This is a genomic window from Parasporobacterium paucivorans DSM 15970, assembly GCF_900141895.1.
Taxonomy (GTDB): domain Bacteria; phylum Bacillota; class Clostridia; order Lachnospirales; family Lachnospiraceae; genus Parasporobacterium; species Parasporobacterium paucivorans.
Genome location: NZ_FQYT01000026.1, coordinates 1 through 20,700, shown reverse-complemented (window position 1 = coordinate 20,700; position 20,700 = coordinate 1). Strand labels below are relative to the sequence as shown.

The window sequence follows — 20,700 nt, the reverse complement described above, 5'->3', positions numbered from 1 at the left end:
TTCATTATGCCGTCTCGTCGTCACCCTTTTTAAAAATTTTCTTTGCAGGCTTTTTTGCAGCAGCTGCCTCCTTGTGGGTAATCTCCGGTTCTGCGTTATTTTCCACCACATCCTTGGTGATTATGCACTCGGAGATGGTCGGATCAGACGGAATCTGGTACATGATGTCCATCATGACGCTTTCCATAATCGAGCGGAGACCACGGGCTCCTGTTTTTCTTGCAGAGGATTTCTCTGCAATTGCCCTGACTGCCTCTTCTGTAAACTCCAGGTCCACACCATCCAATTCAAACAATTTCTGGTACTGTTTTATAATGGCGTTTTTTGGTTCTCTCAATATTTTGACCAGAGCCTCCACGTCCAGAGACTGCAGGGATACGGTCACGGGTACACGTCCAATGAATTCCGGTATCAGGCCAAACTTCATCAAATCCTGGGGCATGACCATCTTGAAGAGCTCATCGAGTCTGTTGTCTTTTCTATGTGCGATTTCCGCATTGAATCCTATAGATTTCTTGTCGATTCTGGTTTCAATAATCTTTTCCAGGCCATCGAACGCACCTCCGCAGATAAAGAGTATGTTCGTGGTATCGATCTGGATCAGCTCCTGCTGGGGATGCTTTCTGCCACCCTGGGGTGGTACGGACGCAGTGGTTCCTTCCAGGATTTTCAGGAGAGCCTGCTGTACGCCTTCGCCTGAAACATCTCTGGTAATGGAAACATTTTCTGATTTTTTGGTTATCTTGTCGATTTCATCAATATAAATGATACCCAATTCCGCTTTTTCGATATCATAGTCTGCCGCCTGGATCAGTTTCAGCAGGATGTTCTCCACATCCTCCCCTACATAACCAGCCTCTGTCAGAGCTGTGGCATCTGCAATGGCAAACGGCACATTCAAAAGCTTTGCCAGAGTCTGCGCCAGATATGTTTTTCCGGAGCCCGTAGGCCCCAGCATCAGGATATTGCTCTTCTGCAGTTCAACATCCAGGTCTTTTCCAGAGGTAATTCTCTTGTAATGGTTATATACGGATACGGCCAGCACTTTTTTGGCTTCATCCTGTCCGATAACATATTCATCTAAGAATTCTTTGATTTCCTTGGGTTTTAAAAGATTTATCTCATACTCCGCCGGCTCGTAATCTTCAAATTCATCCTCTATGATTTCCGCGCAGATATCTACGCATTCATCACAGATATATGCGCCATCCGGTCCTGCGATGAGCTTTCTAACCTGATCCTGGGACTTCCCGCAAAAAGAGCATCTTAGTAATTTGTCATCCATTTTATTTGCCATGTTTTCCTCTTTTCTAAAAGCAACTCTCCCAATCCTATCGGCTGGTGATTACGCTGTCAATCAGACCATACTCCATGGCTTCCTGGGCACTCTTGTAGTTATCCCTATCCGTATCCACCTCTATGATCGCGAGAGATTTTCCTGTATTCTCAGCCAGAATCTCATTGATTTTCCTTTTTATCTTGACAATATGGTCTGCAACAATCTTAATATCGGAAGCCTGTCCCTGCGCCCCGCCCAGTGGCTGGTGAATCATGATCTCTGCGTTGGGAAGTGCAAATCTCTTGCCCTTCGCTCCTCCTGAAAGAAGGAACGCTCCCATGCTTGCTGCCATACCGATGCAGATTGTAGACACATCACATTTGATGTAATTCATTGTATCATAAATTGCCATTCCGGCTGTAACGGATCCTCCCGGACTGTTGATATATAAATGGATATCCTTGCCTGGATCCTCGGACTCAAGGAACAGCAGCTGCGCAATGACTATGCTCGCACTGACATCGTTGACCTCTTCCGCCAAAAATATGATTCGTTCTTTCAGAAGTCTGGAGTAGATATCATAAGATCTTTCTCCGTGACTTGTCTGTTCGATTACGTAAGGTACTAAACTCATATTTACGCCTCTTTTCTTTCTACGGCTTCCTCACACAACATATCTATTGCTTTCTGAACCGCAATATCTGTCTTAATCTGTTTTTCTTCATTTTCTGAAATCAGTTCTTTCAGTTTGTCTGCTTCCATTTTATACATTTCTGCCATGGTCTGAAGTTCTTTGTTGTATTCTTCTTCACTCGCTTCAATGTTTTCTTTTTCCACGATTGCTTCAAGAACCAGACTGGTCTGGATTGTTCTTAATGCCTGTGGTTTCATCTGATCTACCATTTTATCTTCTGTCATGCCTGTAATCTGCAGGTACTGTTCCATGCTGATTCCCTGGCTCACTATTCTGTTGGCGAACTCGTTTGCCATCTGTCTTGCCTGTGTCTGAACCATCAGGTCCGGCACATCTATAGTTGCATTCTCTATTAATTTGTCTATAACTTTATTCTCTTTGGTGCGTTTTGCTTCTGCTTCTTTTTTCTCTTTTAATTTTTCTTTAACATCTGCTTTGTATTCTTCCAGTGTTTCAAATTCGGATACTTCGGATGCGAATTCATCATCCATCTCAGGAATTTCCTTCACTTTGATTTCTTTAACGGTAACCTTAAACAGTGCAGGTTTTCCTTTCAGCTCTTCTGAATGGTATTCTTCCGGGAATTTTACGTTTATTTCTACTTCTTCTCCGATTTTCACACCAATAAGCTGCTCTTCAAAGGTATCAATAAAGCTGTGTGAACCAATAGTCAGGGAATAATCCTCCCCTTTTCCTCCGTCAAAAGGAACTCCGTCCACAAATCCTTCGAAGTCGATGCTTGTTATATCGCTATCCTGTACAGCCCTGTCTTCAACAGGTACAAGTCTTGAGTTCTGTTCCAGAGCTTTGTCCAGCTCTGCCTGAATCTCTTCTTCCGTAACTTCTACTTCTGTTTTTTCTACTTCAACGCCTTTATACTGGCCAAGCTCTACTTCCGGTTTCACGGCAACCATTGCTGTGAACACAAAAGGTTCGTTTTTCGCCATCTTTACAACTTCAATGTCCGGATGGGAAACAATTTCCAGTCCGGATTCCAATGCAGCACTTTCAAACGCCTCAGGAATCATTTCATTGGCAGCATCTTCAAAGAAGATTCTCTCGCCATACATCTTTTCAAGCATCTGGCGTGGAACTTTGCCCTTTCTGAATCCTGGTACACTCATGTTATTTCTTTGTTTTTTATATGCGCTGTCTATTGCCTTCTCTACTTTTTCAACCGGCACTTCAATCGTAAGTTTTGCCATATTTTTTTCTAATTTCTCAACTTGTAAACCCATTTTAACGGTTCCTCCTCAGTTTCTGTTTTTATTTTATGTTATTTATTTGCATTATGCATCGGTACATTATACCACATGCGTCAAGGGTTGTCATCCCTTATAATTCATATTGGATAGCCCCTGCCACTTCCTGTTCTTTTGCAGATCCAAACAGGATTTTCGTAAGAGCAAGTCCTAAATCGATGGCCGTACCCATGCCCCGGCTGCTAGTTATATTGCCATCGGTCACCACTTTTTCATTCACCACGACGGCTCCCGCGAGGGCATCCTCAAACCCCGGATAGCAGGTGGCCTTCTTCCCCTGGAGCAGTCCCATTTCCCCCAGAATGCTGGGTGCGGCGCAGATGGCTGCGATTCGTCTTCCCGCCTGATTCTGCTTAAACAGCATTTCTTTCAGTTCCTTGCTGTTTCCCAGATTTGTTGTTCCGGGCATCCCTCCCGGCAAAAACAGTATATCCGCCTCTTCCTGCACTACATCTCTGAGGCATTGCCCTGCCTTTATCTCAATACCATGGGCTCCTTTGACCTGCAGGCTTTCAGATACCGACACCAGCCTTACCCGGGCACCCGCCCTCATCAGCACATCTGCAACCGCCAGCGCCTCCACTTCCTCAAAGCCTTCCGCAAGAAATACCAATACCTTATACATAGCAGATTACCTTCTTTCCTTCATATACCACGATTATATACGATGCACCTTTTAATTTCAAAGTTTATTTTATTGACAATGGACATTTGCTTTTTTTGTATGTAAAATGGCAGATATATTAAGAACGGAGGAACACCTATGGAAATCGAAAGAAAATTTACCGTCCGACAGATTCCTTATGACCTTGCCTTGCTGCCTTTCCACCAGATCGAGCAGGCCTACCTGTGCACGCAGCCGGTAATCCGGATCCGCAGACAGGATGATTCCTATTATCTGACATATAAATCGGAAGGTCTTATGGAAAGGGAAGAATACAACCTGCCTCTCACAGAGCAGAGCTATGCACACCTGAAAACCAAGGCGGATGGAAATCTAATAACCAAGAAAAGGTACCTTATTCCCCTTCCAGAGAACCTCACCATCGAACTGGACATATTCGAGGGACGATTTTCCGGGCTTGTCATAGCCGAAGTGGAGTTTGAGAGCCGGGAGCAGGCAGAATGCTTTATTCCTCCCGACTGGTTTGATGAAGATGTCACCGGTTCCGGAAAATATCATAATTCTTATCTAAGCCAAGCGACTTTTTAGAACCGCCTTTACATCGAACATATGTTCTGCTATAATGACTGTGAAGACAGGTTTACCTGATATATGGAGGTATCACATGCAGAACAGCAACATTCCCATTGAGGCAATTTCATTATTCAGCACGCTGGGAGATATAAGGCCCCTGCGCATCCGCCTGGAGGATAATGAACATAGACTTATCACTCTGAATATTGACGAGGTGGTTTACTGCAGAGAATCCTCACTTTTGGGCATCAATACTTTCCAATACGTCTGCCGGATTCACCTGGAGGGTCACGAGCGTCTGGTGGAGCTGTTATACAACGTGGCTTCCCACAAATGGATTCTCCAGCGTATCCTTGCCTGACACGTTCTTCAGGGAGGTAAAACAGAAATGAATGACAATGTCATTTTTCATATAGATGTGAATTCCGCTTTTTTAAGCTGGGAGGCCTGCCGCCGCCTCTACATCCTGGGAGATGGCCTGGATCTGCGCACCATTCCATCTGCAGTTGGCGGCAGCCAGGAGTCCCGCCATGGCATCATCCTGGCAAAATCCATTCCGGCAAAGGCCTACAAGATACAAACCGGTGAGTCCCTGTTAAGTGCCCGGAAAAAGTGTCCCGGACTGGTGGTCGTCCCTCCTGATTATTCCCTCTATGTCGAAGCCTCAAAGGCCTTTATCCGCATACTCCGGGAATTTTCTCCCTGTGTGGAGCAGTACAGCATAGATGAGGCTTTCTGCGACATGACTGGTACCCACCGCCTGTACGGAACTCCTGTCTCCGCCGCCCATTGCCTGAAGGACAGGATACACCGGGAACTTGGATTCACCGTCAATATTGGTGTCTCCACCAATAAGCTTCTTGCCAAGATGGCCGGGGATTTCAAAAAGCCTGATATGGTCCACAGCCTGTTTCCTGAAGAGGTCTCCTCGAAATTATGGCCTTTGAATGTCGGCGATCTTTTTTTCGTAGGGCGGGCAACACAGAAAAAGCTGTATGGCCTGGGAATCACCACCATCGGCGAACTGGCCCGTTCCGACCTCAAGATGCTTAGGTACCATTTCAAAAGCCACGGAGAGGTAATCTACAATTTTGCAAACGGCATTGATTCCAGCCAGCTGTATGACATACCCTCCGCCAACAAAGGCTATGGGAACAGCCTTACCCTGGCAAAGGATGTCACTTCAAGGGATATCGCCCATATGATACTTCTTTCCCTCACGGAAACTGTGGCCTCCCGGTTGAGGACCGACGAAGCCAGGGCCTCCTGTATATCGGTTTCCATTACCGACTGGAATTTTTCCCGCACCTCCCACCAGAGGAACATCCTTTCCTCCACCAATATTACCGCCGAGATACACTCTGTGGCCTGCGGGCTTTTTGATGAGCTGTGGGACAATACGACTCCCATCCGCCAGCTGGGCATCCAGACGGGACGCATCCGGCAGGGCCCATGCCGCCAGTACAATCTGTTTGACATGCATAAATATGACCGCCTTGAAAAGCTGGATGGCGCCGTGGATGAAATACGGCGTCGCTACGGGGAAGACTCAATAAAAAGAGCCTGTTTCGCAGGAAACAGGACTCCTCATATGTCCGGAGGGCTCGACCGGGCCCGCAGGACGGGAATTACAAAACCGGTATCATAAATCGAATTCACGGTCTATAGCACTGGCTACCATCTCTAAGTTCTCTTCATTATATTCCATGCTCTCATTGTCCATCATCAGGGAAGCACCGTAAATCAGAGACCGCACCACAAACACTTTGAAGTTCTGGACCTGCATGGTCATCCCCACCGAAGCGCAGTACTCGCCTACCAGGTCCTTTGACTTCTGGTTCAGCCTTCTCCGAATCTCCACATAATCCTCATCCAGATCAGAATCCTGCAGCATAATAACCGAACGGAAATGCGGATTTTCTACGAGAAATCTTACGTATTCCACACTGACTGCCACAATCCGTTTCCGGGTGTCGCCCTGCACGGTCTCCAGGACTTTCTGCTGGCGGCCATCCCAAAGATGATCGATGTACCTGATTATGGCAAGAAGAAAATCCTGCTTATCCCTAAAATGCTTGTAGGGAGCCGCACAGGATATCCCACATATGGCCGCAATCCTGCGCACCGAAAAATTCTTGGTACCATTCTTGTTCAAATCGGTAATGCCCGCTTGAATCAGCCTCTCCCGCATGGACATTTCTTTGATCTCATCACCCTTCACGATTTCACCCTCCAAACTGTTCTACTGGAGATTCCAATCCATTTTTCTGCTAATAGCGTTCCAGACGTCCTTCTTCCAAATCCTGGACTGCAGCCTGCTTAGCCTTGAAATGAAGTTTTTTTCCAGTGGCATTATAGGGGAGTTCCTCCACAAAACGATAATATTTGGGACTTTTGAAAGCGGAAAGCATGGGGTGCCCTGCACAATATCGAATCATTTCCTGAACCGTAAGGTCGTCATCTTCTTTTACAACATACGCCACTACTGCCTCACCGCGTTTTTTGTCCGGAACGCTGGTAACAATGACATCTTTTACCTTTGAATTTTCGGATATGGCCTCCTCAATCTGTGCCGGAAAAATGTTCTCGCCCGCCGAAATAATCATATCATCCTTACGCCCCACTACGGTAATATAGCTGTTTTTGTCCCAGGTGCCCAGATCTCCGGTATAGAGGAAACCCTTATAATACCTGCGTTTCGTCTCTTCTTCATTGTCATAATAGCTGCAGGTGGACTTTGACAGGGATTTAATGATGATTTCGCCGACTTCTTCCCCGTTCCGGGCAACAAAATCATCCGGTTCCGCTTTTCTGTCCTCGTATACCTTTACCAAATATATTTCATCATCCGTACAGGAACGTCCGGAACTTCCCGACATTTCTGGAAGATCCCGTGGACTCAGAAAAGAATTCCAAAATGTTTCCGTGGTTCCATAACCGTTGAAAAGATTGGGAGTCAGCACCTTTTGAAAATAAATGCATGCATTCTTTTCCAAAGGACTGCCCATTGTAACGATTCCATGCAGGGACTGAAGGTCCAAATTTTCCTTTTCCTGATATTTTGCAAGCATATTCAGGACTGCCGGCACTCCGATTAGAAATGTGATTCTGTATTTCTGTGTGTATTTCAGGCAGATTTTAGGATTGAACTGCCGGAGGATCACTACCTCTCCACCCACATACAGTGTAGGAGTCAGACCGCCGGAATGTATTCCTCCACGGTGGAACCAGGGGGTCATATTCATGGTCTTATCCATCGGATTCAAGGGAAAATGCATAATCACATCGTGAGCAGTAAGAACCTCATTGATATTATTAACCGGTACTCCCTTGGGATGTCCTGTAGTTCCGGACGTATGCAGCCGCAATACTTCATCGTATATATGGCTCGGAGGGGGAACTGGTTCCTCCTCTGGGCTGTCCGCCACATATTTCTCGTAGGCTATGACGCCGCTGATTTCAGATTCTTTCTCGCCAACCGAAATACATATCTCTGGTTTATGGAAAGACAGATCTAAAGCCATTTTTATTATCTGTTCGATTTCCATGTCAAAAAGAAATACTTTGGGCTTGTTCTGTTCCAGGACCATGGCTATCTCGCCCGCGGCCCAGTTGTAGTTGACAGGGCAGCTGATGGCCCCTGCTTTTTGCGCCGCTATATGGGAAAATACGAATTCTGCTGAATTGTACAGCACATACATCACAACATCATTTTTTATAACACCATCCCGCTGCCATCTATTGGCCAGCCGGTTAATTTCTTTATTTAAGTCTGCATACGTCCACGTCTTTTCCCTGAGCGGATCTGTCAGGGCATTTCTCTCCGAAAAACGAAACACGTTTCTATTGAAACCGTTAATCCAGGTAAAACCTGACTCAAAGTTATCCCGAAACATAGTCACGTCGTAAGTTAAGTTCACTACGTGTACCTCCTTAGTATGCTTTCACAATAATACTGGAATTCTGGCCTCCAAATCCGAAGGCATTGGACATTGCTGCGTTTATCTTCTGGTGTCTTGCGTGGTTCGGAATCACGTCTAAGTCACACATCGGATCGGGAGTGCTGTAATTAATGGTCGGAGGGAGGATTCCGGTTCTTATTGCCTGGATGCATGCAATAACTTCTGTGATACCGCCGGCTCCCATAAGGTGTCCTGTAGCTCCTTTGGTGGAACTGACAGCCATTTTAAAGGCATGTGCATCAAATACTTTCTTGACGGATACCACTTCTACCTCATCTCCTTTTTGGGTCGAGGTGCCATGCATATTTATATACCCGATTTCCTCCGGATGCATGTTGGCAATCTCCAGAGCCCGTTTCATGCAGGCAATAGCTCCTTCGCCCTCCGGATGAGGCGCCACCACATGATAGGCATCCGTGTTATTGGCATAACCGGCCAACTCGGCAATAATACGGGCTCCCCTTGCAAGAGCATGTTCTTCCGTCTCCAGAACAAGAGCTCCTCCGCCTTCTCCAATGACAAAACCGTCACGGTTCAGGTCAAATGGCCTGCTGGCCGAATTCGGATCCGGATTGGCGGTCAGGGCAAGTGCTTTGGTAAGGCTTTGGATCAGTAAGGGGCATATGCCTGATTCAGCTCCGGTCACCAGAACCACATCCGCTTCTCCCGCTTTTAAAAACATTGCTCCCAGGCTGATGGCATCCCCTCCGGAAGAACAGGCGGTGCTGACCGTCATACAGGGTCCTTTGATACTGTTTGCATTGGCAATATGGGTCGCGGCAATGTTTCCCAAAACCTTGGGCAGAAATTTGGGACCGACACGTTTTCCATTCTCAGACAGTTCCTTCTGGGTCTTGGCAATGGCTGTCAGTCCTGCCATGGCAGTTCCTATGACGATCCCGGTACGTTCCGGTACAATCTGAACCCCGCTCTCTTTAAGGGCTTCATCCGCAGCCACGTAGGCAAACTGCATGAAATCATCCATAGAATTAATCATAGATGTGCTCATGTAGTTGCCGGGAACAAAATTCTTCACCTCGGCAGCCAGCTTGACCGGAAGATCCTGTGTATCAATCTTTGTAATGGAAGATATTCCGCACTTTCCCTCAATCAGGTTATTCCAGTACTCATTTACACCGATTCCCAAAGGAGTAACGGCTCCCATTCCAGTAATAACTATTCGTTTTGTTTCCATATTTATCTCCAATCTGAAAGCTGTCCTACTCTGCGTCCGATAAATAGGAAGTTCCTATTTTGCGGAATCTCTGATAGCGCTGTTCCTTCAGTTTTTCTATCTCCATCTCTTTGTGCTTGGTCAGGAAATTCAGCATATCCTGTTTTATCTGCGCAAAAGTCCGGGTAAAGTCCTGATCACCTTCCGCAATGATGCGGTCAATAATCCCAAACTGCAGGGCATCTTCTGCCGTTAGTTTCAGACACTCCGCGGCGTCCGCCGCCTTGTCCGCATCCTTCCACAAAATGCTGGCGCATCCTTCCGGCGAAATGACGCTGTAAATGGCGTTTTCCATCATCCAGACCTCATCTGCCACTCCAAGAGCCAGTGCGCCTCCGCTGCCGCCTTCTCCGATGAGGATTGTAAGAATCGGAGTTCCCAAAGTCATCATTTCCATCAGATTATCTGCAATTGCCCGGCCCTGTCCCCGTTCTTCCGCGCCAATTCCACAGAAGGCTCCTGCTGTGTCCACCAGACAGATAACAGGCCTTGAAAATTTTTCCGCCTGTTTCATAAGGCGCAGGGCTTTCCTGTAGCCTTCCGGATTGGGTGCTCCAAAATTCCGGAAAACCCTTTCCTTGGTAGTATGACCCTTTTCCATGGCAATCACCGTGACCGGCTGGTCGTCCAGCATGGCAACACCGGCCACTATGGACGGATCGTCTGCAAAATACCGGTCTCCGTGCAGTTCTATAAAATTATCGAACAAATTCTGAATATAATCAAGACCCGTAGGGCGGTCCTGTGAACGGGCAGCCCGTACCCGGTCGTAAGCTGTCATGCTCATTCCTTCATTCCTCCCGTGTGCATCTGCAGCAACTTTCCTATAACTGCGCGCTGTCTCCTTCTAGGCACAATGGCGTCTATAAATCCATGCTGCAGAAGAAATTCAGCCTTCTGGAAATCTTTGGGAAGTTTTTTGTGCACGGTCTGCTCAATAACTCTGGCACCTGCAAACCCTATGGTAGCACCAGGCTCCGCCAGGATAATATCGCCTTCCATGGCAAAGCTGGCTGTTACTCCTCCGGTCGTGGGATCCGTAAGCATTGTGATATAAAGGCCTCCATTATCGCTGTGTCTTTTCACCGCGCCGCTGGTTTTTGCCATCTGCATCAGGGAAAGGAGACCTTCCTGCATCCTGGCTCCTCCGGATACCGTATATCCTACAACAGGAAGATTCTTTTCCGTAGCATACTCAAACAGCCGTGTTATTTTTTCACCGACTGCTGTACCCATACTTCCCATCATGAAATAAGGCTCCATGATAAAAAGCGCGCAGGGTTTTTTCCAGATCATTGCCTCACCACAGATTACAGCCTCATTTTCACCGCTGGATTTCTGGACGGATACCAGCTTCTTTTCATAGTGTGGAAATTTAAGGACGTCCTGTCCCACCAGTTCCCGAAACAACTCAGAAAAACTCTCGCCGTCAGCCAAAAGGGAAATTCTCTGTCTTGCGCTCAATCGGTAATGATGCCCGCACTGGCAGATATTGAAATTATCCCAAAGAATGCTCAAAGGGGTGCTTTTCCCGCAGCTGGGACACTTTTTGGAAAATTCACTTTCTTCCGCCAGGTGTACTTTGGCCTTGGGGGTCCTTCCCCCTTTTTCTAGTTCATTTTTCGGCTTGTGTAAAAATTGGACAAATGGCAATTATTTCACCTCATTTCTAAAAAAATCTAAATTATAGCTTCCATCCTGAAATTCAGGGCTGGCTAATATTTCAATCTGCTCCTCGATATTATTTGGCACGCCCTCAATTACAAGTTCACAAAGGGCTGCCCTCATTTTCCGGATAGCCTCTCCTCTTGTAAACGCGAACACTACCAGCTTTCCGATCAGGGCATCGTAATGAGGCGGAACCACCATTCCGGTGAAAAGGAAAGTATCAAAACGCACAAATGGTCCTCCAGGGATATGGAGGAACTCCACCTTCCCAGATGCGGTCGCATTGATCCGGCACTCAATGGAAGTCCCAATAAATGGAATTTCTTCCTGTTTGAAATCCAGCAGAACGCCTGCCGCAATACGGATCTGCCATTTTACGATGTCAATATTTGTAAGCTGTTCCGTCACGGGATGCTCAACCTGAAGACGTATATTCATTTCCATGAAATGAAATTCTCCGTTCTGGTCCATCAGGAATTCAAGCGTTCCGGCGTTCACATACTTGACAGCCTTTGCAGCTTTTATGCATACATCTGCGAGAAAATCCCTCTGCTCAGCGCTTACCACCGGCGAAGGGGTTTCCTCAATCAGCTTCTGGTTCCTTTTCTGAATGGAGCAGTCCCTCTCACCCAGACATACCGTGTTTCCTTCCTCATCCGCTAAAATCTGGACTTCTATATGTTTGGCCGGATGGATGAATTTTTCCATGTATACGGCATCATCTCCGAAGGCAGTGCGGCTTTCATTGGAGGCAACCGAAAATGCGTGCTCCATTTCACCCGCATGGTCTACCTGGCGAATTCCACGCCCGCCTCCACCGGATCTGGCTTTCAAGAGTACCGGATATCCGATTTCCTCTGCCGCTGCCAGAGCAGTTTCCTGATCTTTGATGACTCTGGATCCGGGTATAACGGGAACACCCGCTTCCTGCATCAGCCTTTTGGTTCTTTCTTTGTCGCTCAGCAGTTCCATGGTTTCCGGCTGCGGTCCGATAAAGACGAGGCCATGTTTTTCGCACATGCGCGCAAATTCAGCATTTTCCGACATAAAACCATATCCCGGATGCACAGCCTGTGCCCCCGTGACCAGAGCCGCACTGATAATACGGTCCGCACACAGATAGCTTTCTGAAGAGGCTGCCCTTCCGATACATATGCTTTCATCCGCCAGGGCCACATGCAGCAAATCCGCATCCGCCTGTGAGTACACGGCAACCGTAGCGATTCCCATTTCCTTGCAGGCACGGATGATCCGGACAGCGATTTCACCCCTGTTTGCCACTAATATTTTTGAAAACATCGGGTTACTCCTTTATCAGTGCAAAAGAAAATTCTGCTGTCACACAAAGTTTTCCATTCACGTGTATTTGGCCTTGGGCAAAATGAAAAGGCCCCTTTGATTTTGTAATCGTACACTGAGTCTCCACGGTATCTCCCGGAAGTACAGGTTTCTTAAACCTCACCTTATCCAGGCCAGTGAAGTAAGGGGTCGTACCCTCTGCCTGTCCTTCACACAGAAGTACACATGCAGACTGGGCCAGCATTTCACACAATATAACACCGGGCACCACCGGTTTTCCCGGAAAATGCCCCTTTAAAAACCACTCATCTCCTCTGACATGATATTTACCCATGGCAGTTCCATCTTCCACAATTGCTTCCTCAATCAGCAGCATATTGTCCCGATGTGGGAGAATCTTCATTATCTCGGACTGATTCAAGCTTCATTCCTCCTAATCTTAAACAAAACGCGGCCATAATCCACCACTTCTCCATTACCGGCACATACTTCGGCAATTACGCCATCCTGCTCTGCCGTAATTTCATTCATCAGCTTCATGGCTTCAATAATGCAGAGGACATCGCCTTTTTTGACGCTGTCTCCTTCTTTTACAAAAGGCTTTTCACCCTCTTTAAAAGACAGATAGAGGACACCTACCATTGGCGAAGCCACCTCTATAAGGTCTTTATCGGTTTTAGGTGTATCTCCCTTTGCCTTTTGAATTTCATGGACAGCTGGCGGTGCTTCCACCACTTTTACGCCTTCACTTCGTTCCAGACGGATCTTGTTTCCGTCTTCTGTAATTTCCAGACCTGTCAGGCCAAGCTCTTTCATTAACTGAGCATATTTTCGAATGTTATTTTCTTCCATTTTTATTACTCCGCCTTTCTAAATGCTACACAGGCGTTATGACCCCCAAATCCCAGAGATGTGGAGAGCACCAGATCCAGGCTGCTTTCCCTTGCGGTTACCGGAACGTAATCCAGATCACATGCCGGATCCGGCTCTGTCAGTCCAGCTGTCGGTGGAACGATGCCTTTGTTCAGGGCAAGAATGGCCGCGATTGCCTCTACAGCTCCCGCAGCTCCGAGCATGTGCCCGGTCACGCCTTTGGTGGAGCTGATAAGAACCTGTCTGGCTCTCTCCTCACCAAAAGATTTCTTTATGGCAATGGTTTCTGCCGCATCATTTAGAGGTGTTCCCGTCCCATGTGCATTTATGTAAACTCTATCTTCTTCTGTAATTCCAGCTTCCTGAAGAGCATCTGAAATAGCCCTGGCTCCGCCTTCCGCTTCCGGATTGGGAGCAGTGATATGATATGCGTCGCAGGTAGAACCATACCCGCAGATTTCCGCATATATTTTTGCTCCACGAGCCTTTGCATGCTCATAATTTTCCAGTATGAGTGCTCCTGCACCTTCTCCCATTACGAACCCGCCGCGCCTTTTATCAAAAGGAAGGGAAGCCGCCATGGGATCTGTCGAGGTGGAAAGTGCCATCATATTGCCAAAGCCGCCTACTGCCAGCTCTGTAATGGTCGCTTCCGCTCCTCCCGCAATAATCGCATCCGCGTAGCCGTGCCGGATGGCCCTTAATGCCTCACCAATGGCATTTGTACCTGATGCGCAGGCTGTTACGGATGGCATGGCAGCCCCTTTGCAGCCAAAACGAATGGCAATCATCCCTGCCGCCATGTTGGCGATTGTCATGGGGATGAAGAAAGGAGAAATCCTGCGTGGCCCTTTTTCTATGAGCTTTCTTGTTTCATCAATAAATGTCTGCATTCCGCCGATGCCGGTCCCGAAATAAACCGCCATCCTCTCAGGGTTCACGGTCCCAAGAATGCCGCTGTCCTCAACCGCCTGTGCTGCTGCAGCTATGCCAAACTGGGTGTACAGATCGCTATGCAGAATATCAGATCTTTCCATGTAAACGCTTGGATCAAACCCCTTTACCTCTGCGGCAAGTGTAGCCTTATACCCTGTAGTGTCAAACCGGGTAATCGGTCCGATTCCCACTTTTCCATTTACCAGGCTTTCCCAAAATGAATCCACTTCATTTCCAACCGGGCTGATTACGCCCATTCCTGTTATAACCACTCGATTCATAATTTCATCTCCTATATGGCCATGCCACCGTCAACCCGGATGACTTCACCTGTAATATAATTCGAAATATCTGCTGCCAGAAAGGCAGCCAGCTCAGCAACATCCTCCACTTCGCCAATGCGGCCCATTGGAATGGATGCAATCATTGGATGATCACTGGAGAAATCCGCCGTCATGTCCGTACGGATCATACCAGGTGCAATTGCATTACAACATACATTCCTCGCTGCAAGTTCCCTTGCAACAGATTTTGTCAATCCAATCAGGCCTGCCTTAGAGGCCGAATAGTTTGCCTGTCCGGCGTTTCCCATGATTCCTGAAATAGAGCTCATATTAACAATCTTGCCCTTACGGTTTTTCATGAAAATAGGGGTACAATGACGAATCATGTTAAAGGCGCCCTTCAGATTCGTATCCAGAACAGCGTCAAAATCACTCTCTTTCATCATGGCAATAAGCCCATCCCTGGTGATTCCGGCATTATTAACCAGAATATCCACTGTACCAAACTGCTCTTTGATTTTCGCAACCGTTTGTTTAGCCTCTTCAAAATCAGCAACATTACATTGAAATGCCTTTGCATCAACACCTTTTGCCTGGGCTTCCTTGCAGACTTCCTGAGCAGCCTCTTCGTTCCCGGCATATATAATGGCCACATCTGCGCCGTATTCTGCAAACTTCAGGGCAATGGCGCGGCCAATCCCTCTGGAAGCTCCTGTTATGACAGCTTTTTTACCCTTCAACATAGCTTTTCACCTCTTTAATCGTTTCCTGCAGACTTTCTGCATCTTCAACATGAAGGACACGGACATCCCCGGAAATCTTTCCGATGAATCCACTTAAAACCTTCCCCGGTCCCACTTCAATAAACATATCCACGCCTTCATCAATCATATCCTGTATAATCTGCTGCCAACGCACCGGATTGCATATCTGGGCCTTGAGAAGCTTTCTGTAATCCCCTTCATAGGGTCGGGCCGTATAGTTGGAATATAAAGTGATTTTTGCGGGATGGATTTCTTCCTGTTCCAGAACTTTCCCAAACTCCTCAGCCGCCTCCTCCATAAAAGGGGAGTGGAAGCCTCCGGCTACCTTGAGAGGGATTGCCCTTCCTCCGGCTGCCTTTACATCTTCTTTGAATTGGTCCAGTTCGGTCTTAAGTCCGGCAACAGTTACCTGTCCCGGGCAATTATAATTAACCGGATACACATGTTCGTATCCGGAGCATAATTCATTTACCTTTTCATTTGTAAGCTTTACGACGGCTGCCATGGCACTGTCCACACGGCCTGCGGCATCTGCCATCAGCTCTCCGCGGCGTATCACCAGTCGAAATCCCGTCTCGAAATCGACGGCTTCGGATGCAGTAAGGGCTGCAACTTCTCCCAGCGAAAATCCTGCAAGCACATCCGGATTAATTCCCGCTTCCATCAAGGCCGCTGCCGCTGCCAGTTCAACTGTAAACATGCAGGGCTGTGTATTGGCTGTCATAGCCAGTTCCTCATCGCTCCCGGCAAAGCACTGGGCGGATGTTCCACTGCGGACTGCGTCAGCCTGTGAAAAAACCCGGGCAGATGCCGGGCTTATGTCCACAAGTTTCTTTCCCATTCCGACGTACTGCGCTCCCTGTCCGGGGAAAACAAATGCTATTTTACCCATTTGTCTGCTCCTTTCAGAATCGGTTCTGCTTCGGCAAACATCTCCCTTATAATCTCAGCTGCCGGCTGTTCCTTATGAATCATTCCTACAACCTGACCTGCCAGGAAACATCCCTGCTGTACATCACCTTCCTGAGCCGCCAGACGAAGCTTTCCAGCTCCCATGGCTTCCAGTTCCTCATCGGAAATACTGCTGTATTCCGCCTTGGTATATTCACGGGTAAATGGCGTTTTCAGACTGCGTACCGGATGTCCCAGACGCTTGCCTGTAACAGTAGTCGAGATGTCATTAGCCGCCAGAATTTTTTCTTTGTGGGTTCTATGGGCAGAACATTCCTCTGCAACCAGAAAACGGGTTCCCACCTGTATTCCGGTGGCTCCCAGCATAAAGGCTGCTGCAATCCCCCTGCCATCGGCAATGCCTCCGGCTGCGATGACTGGCAGATTGGTAGCGTCACAAACCTGGGGAACAAGCACCATAGTAGTCAGATCCCCCACGTGTCCTCCGCTTTCTCCACCCTCTGCAATAAGCGCCGACGCCCCCAAGCGGGTCATCAGCTTTGCCAGGGCTACAGAAGCAACTACCGGAATCACATGTATGCCCGCTTCTGTCCATCTCTTCATATATTTAGAAGGATTTCCAGCTCCAGTGGTAACTACGGGCACTTTTTCCTCTATCAGTATCTCTGCAATCTCATCCGCAAAGGGACTCATGAGCATGACATTCACGCCAAAAGGTTTATCTGTCTGGCTTTTTGCAAGACGGATCTGCTCACGGACATATTCTCCGGGTGCATTGCCTGCGGCAATGACGCCGAGGCCGCCGCCGTTTGATACTGCGGCAGCCAGCTTTGCATCGGCTATCCATGCCATTCCGCCCTGAAATATTGGATATTCAATTCCAAGTAAATCACACAATGGCGTTCTAATCATATTATCTTCCTTTGCTTTTCTCTTCTGCAAATTCAACAAGATCTCCAACTGTAACGACTTTTTTGTCCAGTTCAAGTTCGAATCCAAGTTTCTCTTCAAGTTCCATAACCATCTCAACGGTATCCAAAGAGTCTATTCCAAGTGATTCGAAGGTAGTCTCCATTTTAACATCTTCCGGTTTGCAATCGATCTGGTTTGCAATTAATTCAACTATTGTTTCAAAAATCATAGTAATTACCTCTCTTTTCTAAAATAATATAGTCCATGCTCATAAGCAGGCTGTTTTCAATTTGCAGGTTATCACTGATAACCTGATAACGTTCACATTATATAACCCAACAAGCCTCTTGTCAATATATACACTTTTCGGAATCCATTCTTGCATATGTTCATAAAAAAGTACAAAATCCGACATAAGGACGGGCAATTTATCTCCTAGTGCACCCGGATAACAAAGTTGTCTTTCCTTGGTTTTGCTTCAGGGTATTCACCGTCGCGGTATCCAAGCAGACAATCGCCGATTCCTACGTAATTGCTGTCAAGGCCCCACCCCATCATAAGGGCGCGCCCTTCTTCCGTCTCAAACACCTGTCTTGCTCTGTGTACCCAGCATGAATCCACACCGATGGCATGGGCAGCATTCATAAGATTTCCCATTACGAGAGCTCCATCTTCCACATAGGTCATTCTGGATGAATCCGCAAACACGATAACCAGGGTCGGGGCTCCAAAGAAAGGATCAACGCCTGTTTTTCCCATTACGAGAGCGTTCATCTGGGAAATTTTCCGAATCAGATCCTTATTCTGAATAACCACCATCACAGGAGATTGGGCACCCATTCCACAAGGAGCGTACATACCCGCTTCCAGGATCTGTTCCAGTTCTTCTTCCTTGATCTGCTCGTTCTTGTAGCTGCGGACACATCTTCTTTCCCTCAGATTCTTTAATGTCTCATTCATCTCTAATTCCTCCGTTTATCTATTATTATCATGCTGCTTGTAATCGGATCCCCATATCTGGACACATATCTGCAGTATTCATCATAATCAATATAATAGAGTTTCCCCCAGGATGATATTTTCAGGACTGTTTTTTTGGTTCCGGGCTTTTGCAGGATGTCTGTGACGACGACATAATGATTCTTCACCCCGGTCTTCAAGATACGGCTGCATTCTTCATCCGCATAAAGATTCAGGCCTATTTTGTTTTTCATCAATAGAAATATTTCCCCACGGGTCCTGCCCAGGAGCAATATTACCGGCAGATGGTTTTTCAAGGATTTTTTGATTACCGACTTCCTCCATCCCCTTGTCGGTGGGAAGCGCCAGCGTGCCTTCAGGTCCATCCCATTTCCCTTAAAATACTGGTTCATCATCCATACCAGATGCATCACCCACATTCCGGGGCCAGGAATAAACCAGACATACTTCCTATATAATGACTGAATGTACCGTTTATATTCCGCGACGGAAGGCTCCGCCTCATCCCTTAGAATCATGGATGTATAAGGAGTCCTGTACCGGCTGTCCGTCCGTGCCAGGTGCAAAAATATGTCACCGACCGCGATCAGGCCGCAGCCCCGCTTATGGATCCTGTATTCTGTCCTGTCCCCGTCCAGGGCGAACCAGTTCTGGTTTCCCCCGAAAGAGCAGCCGTCGTGAAGGACTTTCACCTTTACATATTCCGCACCCATCATTTATTCCGCACGATTCCGGTCACTGTATATCCGGCATCTTCTATGGCCGCCTTCAATGTTTCCTCGGAAATTTCCCCGGACAGATTGATAAACGCTTTCTTTTTGTTCAAATCCACAGTTGCCTGTACACCATCCAATCCATTCAGTGCATTTTCAACGCGCTGGCTGCAATGGCCGCAAGTCATCCCTTCGATATTCATTTCCAGATTTGCTTTTTTCCTTCCGAACAAGTAATCACCTCCAATTAAAATCATCTATATTATATCACAAAACGCCTTCTTCTATTCTGATTTTGTCATGCAGTTCCAGATTTCTTTCATCGTTCCAGCAGGCGCCTCGATCACGTATGCGCAGGACCTGATCAAAGGACTGATCTTCCTTTTCCCCGTGGAGTGGATGATATGGCATATTCTGTCCTCTTTATCCACAAATACTGCTTCAATGCTGAATTTCATCCCGAACATATGGATGCTGTTGCAGGGAGACAGGAGCAGGCCGGACTCTTTCTCCAGCCTGATTCTTCCCATAAGCCCCCTGAATCTGGGAAGAAAGCTGCCATCCATCTCCCCAAGAGCATTAAAAAGTTCCACAATCTTTTCCTCCGCTTAGTGGTAGTCAAACATTTCTTCAACATTCATAATTTTATTTTCCCACTTTTACATGCTTCTTCGCCTTCGATTTTCCTGTAACTGAGCGCCAAACATCGTTGTGTTGTTACAGATACTTCCTTTTCTCTTACGAAAACAAAAAGCAATCACAGTCCCTTTTCATCCACAGGGATTATATTTGCAGCCTGGCAATCATAGCGGAAACCACTTTAGACTAAAAGCTTTGCGTCACCAATTTTCACTGGTTTTGCCAAAGTATTCGGCTGTATGTACATTATATAATATACGATGGGAAAATATCAACTTTTTAATAATATAAAGGTCGAATAGGAGGCGGTGACTAACCGCCTCCTCTCACAGCACCGTGCGTTCGGTACGCGGCGCTTTCACTAGTTGACATGCGCAGACTGATATGCATTGACTAAGTCATAAAAGCAACTGTGTATCAGTCTTTCTTTTGTAAAATCCATATTGAGACTTACATTCGTTAGAACGTGGGCTTGCTGCGCGCACCAAAAAACCGGCCGGGCATGATGCCCGGCCGGACGTCAATGTTGTTATTTGTTCATAGCTTTTCTTTTTTTGGAGGCTAATCCTATTCCAAACAGGCCAGCTCCAAGTCCTAATATAAGGAGTGCAATGTTATTGGAATCCCCTGTCATTGGAAGGTTCGGAAAGTATATATTGGTTACTGTCACGTCTACCGTTGTATTCTCTCCGGCAACCACTGTAAACGGGGATCCTGCTATGTTCGTTCTCCACAATGGATCGCTCAGAGCCGCTTCCGTTACCGTATATACTCCCGGTATCAGGTTATCCCAGGTCATCGCCCCGCCCGTTGCCGAGAATATCTTTGTGTTTCCGGTCGGATAGGAAGGACCGGTAATCGTTATGTTGAAGGACGGAACCGTAAGGCCGATTGCGTTATTTGTATTTACTATCTTATTTACCGTCAGGGAGCCTACGCTGTAGCTGTTTGTCACCGTCACGTCTACGATTGTGTCCTCACCTGCAGTTACTGTGAACTTACCGTCATTCGGTATCAATACGGTCCAGTTTGCTCCCGGAGAAGCCTCGGTTACTGTATATTCTCCCGGTATCAGGTTGTCCCAGGTCAT

General features: G+C 47.1%; 25 protein-coding genes and 1 riboswitch. Of the genes, 3 read left to right on the top strand and 22 right to left on the bottom strand.

Going from position 1 to position 20,700, the window contains the following annotated elements; all coding sequences use genetic code 11:
* Positions 1–4: 4 nt before the first annotated feature.
* The 4 genes from clpX to BUA79_RS10780 form a co-directional block, all read right to left on the bottom strand.
* The gene (gene clpX, locus BUA79_RS10795; protein WP_073994437.1) at positions 5–1,297 is read right to left on the bottom strand and encodes an ATP-dependent Clp protease ATP-binding subunit ClpX; all 1,293 of its coding nucleotides are present in this window, start codon (positions 1,295–1,297) and stop codon (positions 5–7) included.
* A 34-nt stretch (positions 1,298–1,331) separates the two neighbouring features.
* Complete coding sequence (gene clpP, locus BUA79_RS10790) at positions 1,332–1,913, bottom strand: ATP-dependent Clp endopeptidase proteolytic subunit ClpP (RefSeq protein WP_073994436.1); 582 nt, start codon at positions 1,911–1,913, stop codon at positions 1,332–1,334.
* Positions 1,914–1,915: 2 nt separating this feature from the next.
* Positions 1,916–3,211, bottom strand: coding sequence for a trigger factor (gene tig / locus BUA79_RS10785; protein WP_073994435.1), 1,296 nt, complete (start codon positions 3,209–3,211; stop codon positions 1,916–1,918).
* 97 nt (positions 3,212–3,308) lie between these two features.
* The gene (locus tag BUA79_RS10780) at positions 3,309–3,860 is read right to left on the bottom strand and encodes a DJ-1 family glyoxalase III (protein ID WP_073994434.1); all 552 of its coding nucleotides are present in this window, start codon (positions 3,858–3,860) and stop codon (positions 3,309–3,311) included.
* A gap of 138 nt (positions 3,861–3,998) precedes the next feature.
* Between BUA79_RS10780 and BUA79_RS10775 the strand changes: the two genes are divergently transcribed.
* The 3 genes from BUA79_RS10775 to BUA79_RS10765 all read left to right on the top strand — a co-directional run bounded on the left by BUA79_RS10775 (position 3,999) and on the right by BUA79_RS10765 (position 6,081).
* Entirely contained in the window at positions 3,999–4,448 is a 450-nt protein-coding gene (locus BUA79_RS10775; protein WP_073994433.1) for a CYTH domain-containing protein, read from the top strand.
* Positions 4,449–4,524: 76 nt separating this feature from the next.
* Positions 4,525–4,794 carry a hypothetical protein gene (locus tag BUA79_RS10770; protein WP_073994432.1) on the top strand — a complete coding sequence of 90 codons (270 nt, stop codon included), beginning with the start codon at positions 4,525–4,527 and terminating at the stop codon, positions 4,792–4,794.
* Positions 4,795–4,821: 27 nt separating this feature from the next.
* Positions 4,822–6,081, top strand: a complete 1,260-nt coding sequence (locus tag BUA79_RS10765) for a DNA polymerase Y family protein (RefSeq protein WP_073994431.1) — start codon at positions 4,822–4,824, stop codon at positions 6,079–6,081.
* On the opposite strand, the gene BUA79_RS10760 is transcribed toward BUA79_RS10765, so the two are convergent.
* The 18 genes from BUA79_RS10760 to BUA79_RS10675 all read right to left on the bottom strand — a co-directional run.
* Complete coding sequence (locus BUA79_RS10760) at positions 6,076–6,654, bottom strand: TetR/AcrR family transcriptional regulator (RefSeq protein ID WP_073994430.1); 579 nt, start codon at positions 6,652–6,654, stop codon at positions 6,076–6,078. The two genes, BUA79_RS10765 and BUA79_RS10760, sit on opposite strands and share 6 nt — an antisense overlap.
* A gap of 49 nt (positions 6,655–6,703) precedes the next feature.
* The gene (locus BUA79_RS10755; RefSeq protein ID WP_242941694.1) at positions 6,704–8,353 is read right to left on the bottom strand and encodes a class I adenylate-forming enzyme family protein; all 1,650 of its coding nucleotides are present in this window, start codon (positions 8,351–8,353) and stop codon (positions 6,704–6,706) included.
* A 13-nt stretch (positions 8,354–8,366) separates the two neighbouring features.
* Entirely contained in the window at positions 8,367–9,590 is a 1,224-nt protein-coding gene (locus BUA79_RS10750) for a beta-ketoacyl-[acyl-carrier-protein] synthase family protein (RefSeq protein ID WP_073994428.1), read from the bottom strand.
* Between the two features lie 25 nt (positions 9,591–9,615).
* Positions 9,616–10,416: an acetyl-CoA carboxylase carboxyltransferase subunit alpha gene (locus BUA79_RS10745; protein WP_330389257.1), complete on the bottom strand. Its 801-nt coding sequence runs from the start codon at positions 10,414–10,416 to the stop codon at positions 9,616–9,618.
* A complete protein-coding gene (accD, locus tag BUA79_RS10740) occupies positions 10,413–11,282 on the bottom strand; it encodes an acetyl-CoA carboxylase, carboxyltransferase subunit beta (RefSeq protein WP_073994427.1) in 870 nt (289 codons plus the stop codon). The genes BUA79_RS10745 and accD overlap by 4 nt, the downstream gene beginning before the upstream one ends.
* Positions 11,283–12,596: an acetyl-CoA carboxylase biotin carboxylase subunit gene (locus BUA79_RS10735; protein WP_073994426.1), complete on the bottom strand. Its 1,314-nt coding sequence runs from the start codon at positions 12,594–12,596 to the stop codon at positions 11,283–11,285.
* Between the two features lie 4 nt (positions 12,597–12,600).
* Positions 12,601–13,017 carry a 3-hydroxyacyl-ACP dehydratase FabZ gene (fabZ, locus tag BUA79_RS10730; protein WP_073994425.1) on the bottom strand — a complete coding sequence of 139 codons (417 nt, stop codon included), beginning with the start codon at positions 13,015–13,017 and terminating at the stop codon, positions 12,601–12,603.
* The gene (locus BUA79_RS10725) at positions 13,014–13,448 is read right to left on the bottom strand and encodes an acetyl-CoA carboxylase biotin carboxyl carrier protein (RefSeq protein WP_073994424.1); all 435 of its coding nucleotides are present in this window, start codon (positions 13,446–13,448) and stop codon (positions 13,014–13,016) included. The genes fabZ and BUA79_RS10725 overlap by 4 nt, the downstream gene beginning before the upstream one ends.
* Before the next feature lie 5 nt (positions 13,449–13,453).
* Entirely contained in the window at positions 13,454–14,689 is a 1,236-nt protein-coding gene (gene fabF / locus BUA79_RS10720; protein WP_334292718.1) for a beta-ketoacyl-ACP synthase II, read from the bottom strand.
* A gap of 8 nt (positions 14,690–14,697) precedes the next feature.
* Positions 14,698–15,432, bottom strand: a complete 735-nt coding sequence (fabG, locus tag BUA79_RS10715; RefSeq protein ID WP_073994422.1) for a 3-oxoacyl-[acyl-carrier-protein] reductase — start codon at positions 15,430–15,432, stop codon at positions 14,698–14,700.
* The gene (gene fabD / locus BUA79_RS10710) at positions 15,419–16,345 is read right to left on the bottom strand and encodes an ACP S-malonyltransferase (RefSeq protein ID WP_073994421.1); all 927 of its coding nucleotides are present in this window, start codon (positions 16,343–16,345) and stop codon (positions 15,419–15,421) included. Before fabD ends, fabG begins: the two co-directional genes overlap by 14 nt.
* Positions 16,333–17,274, bottom strand: a complete 942-nt coding sequence (fabK, locus tag BUA79_RS10705) for an enoyl-[acyl-carrier-protein] reductase FabK (protein WP_334292717.1) — start codon at positions 17,272–17,274, stop codon at positions 16,333–16,335. The genes fabD and fabK overlap by 13 nt, the downstream gene beginning before the upstream one ends.
* Before the next feature lie 4 nt (positions 17,275–17,278).
* Positions 17,279–17,506: an acyl carrier protein gene (locus BUA79_RS10700; protein WP_073994419.1), complete on the bottom strand. Its 228-nt coding sequence runs from the start codon at positions 17,504–17,506 to the stop codon at positions 17,279–17,281.
* A 206-nt stretch (positions 17,507–17,712) separates the two neighbouring features.
* The gene (locus BUA79_RS10695; protein WP_073994418.1) at positions 17,713–18,237 is read right to left on the bottom strand and encodes a nitroreductase; all 525 of its coding nucleotides are present in this window, start codon (positions 18,235–18,237) and stop codon (positions 17,713–17,715) included.
* Between the two features lie 2 nt (positions 18,238–18,239).
* Entirely contained in the window at positions 18,240–18,974 is a 735-nt protein-coding gene (locus BUA79_RS10690) for a hypothetical protein (RefSeq protein ID WP_143147913.1), read from the bottom strand.
* Positions 18,971–19,204: a heavy-metal-associated domain-containing protein gene (locus BUA79_RS10685; protein ID WP_242941693.1), complete on the bottom strand. Its 234-nt coding sequence runs from the start codon at positions 19,202–19,204 to the stop codon at positions 18,971–18,973. Before BUA79_RS10685 ends, BUA79_RS10690 begins: the two co-directional genes overlap by 4 nt.
* A 51-nt stretch (positions 19,205–19,255) precedes the next feature.
* A complete protein-coding gene (locus tag BUA79_RS10680) occupies positions 19,256–19,564 on the bottom strand; it encodes a DUF192 domain-containing protein (protein ID WP_094757437.1) in 309 nt (102 codons plus the stop codon).
* A gap of 194 nt (positions 19,565–19,758) precedes the next feature.
* Positions 19,759–19,844: riboswitch (cyclic di-GMP riboswitch) on the bottom strand.
* A 295-nt stretch (positions 19,845–20,139) separates the two neighbouring features.
* Positions 20,140–20,700 (bottom strand): DUF5979 domain-containing protein (locus tag BUA79_RS10675; protein ID WP_073994415.1); only part of this gene is annotated, 561 nt, incomplete at its 5' end.

Excerpts from the sequence above, each read along its gene's own strand:
- tig (WP_073994435.1), bottom strand. The coding sequence starts at position 3,211 with ATGGGTTTACAAGTTGAGAAATTAGAAAAAAATATGGCAAAACTTACG.
- BUA79_RS10725 (WP_073994424.1), bottom strand. The coding sequence starts at position 13,448 with ATGGAAGAAAATAACATTCGAAAATATGCTCAGTTAATGAAAGAGCTT.
- clpX (WP_073994437.1), bottom strand. The coding sequence starts at position 1,297 with ATGGCAAATAAAATGGATGACAAATTACTAAGATGCTCTTTTTGCGGG.
- BUA79_RS10780 (WP_073994434.1), bottom strand. The coding sequence starts at position 3,860 with ATGTATAAGGTATTGGTATTTCTTGCGGAAGGCTTTGAGGAAGTGGAG.
- BUA79_RS10775 (WP_073994433.1), top strand. The coding sequence starts at position 3,999 with ATGGAAATCGAAAGAAAATTTACCGTCCGACAGATTCCTTATGACCTT.
- BUA79_RS10770 (WP_073994432.1), top strand. The coding sequence starts at position 4,525 with ATGCAGAACAGCAACATTCCCATTGAGGCAATTTCATTATTCAGCACG.
- BUA79_RS10735 (WP_073994426.1), bottom strand. The coding sequence starts at position 12,596 with ATGTTTTCAAAAATATTAGTGGCAAACAGGGGTGAAATCGCTGTCCGG.
- BUA79_RS10765 (WP_073994431.1), top strand. The coding sequence starts at position 4,822 with ATGAATGACAATGTCATTTTTCATATAGATGTGAATTCCGCTTTTTTA.
- BUA79_RS10690 (WP_143147913.1), bottom strand. The coding sequence starts at position 18,974 with ATGATGGGTGCGGAATATGTAAAGGTGAAAGTCCTTCACGACGGCTGC.
- BUA79_RS10700 (WP_073994419.1), bottom strand. The coding sequence starts at position 17,506 with ATGATTTTTGAAACAATAGTTGAATTAATTGCAAACCAGATCGATTGC.
- BUA79_RS10750 (WP_073994428.1), bottom strand. The coding sequence starts at position 9,590 with ATGGAAACAAAACGAATAGTTATTACTGGAATGGGAGCCGTTACTCCT.
- clpP (WP_073994436.1), bottom strand. The coding sequence starts at position 1,913 with ATGAGTTTAGTACCTTACGTAATCGAACAGACAAGTCACGGAGAAAGA.
- fabD (WP_073994421.1), bottom strand. The coding sequence starts at position 16,345 with ATGGGTAAAATAGCATTTGTTTTCCCCGGACAGGGAGCGCAGTACGTC.
- BUA79_RS10695 (WP_073994418.1), bottom strand. The coding sequence starts at position 18,237 with ATGAATGAGACATTAAAGAATCTGAGGGAAAGAAGATGTGTCCGCAGC.
- BUA79_RS10745 (WP_330389257.1), bottom strand. The coding sequence starts at position 10,416 with ATGAGCATGACAGCTTACGACCGGGTACGGGCTGCCCGTTCACAGGAC.
- fabG (WP_073994422.1), bottom strand. The coding sequence starts at position 15,432 with ATGTTGAAGGGTAAAAAAGCTGTCATAACAGGAGCTTCCAGAGGGATT.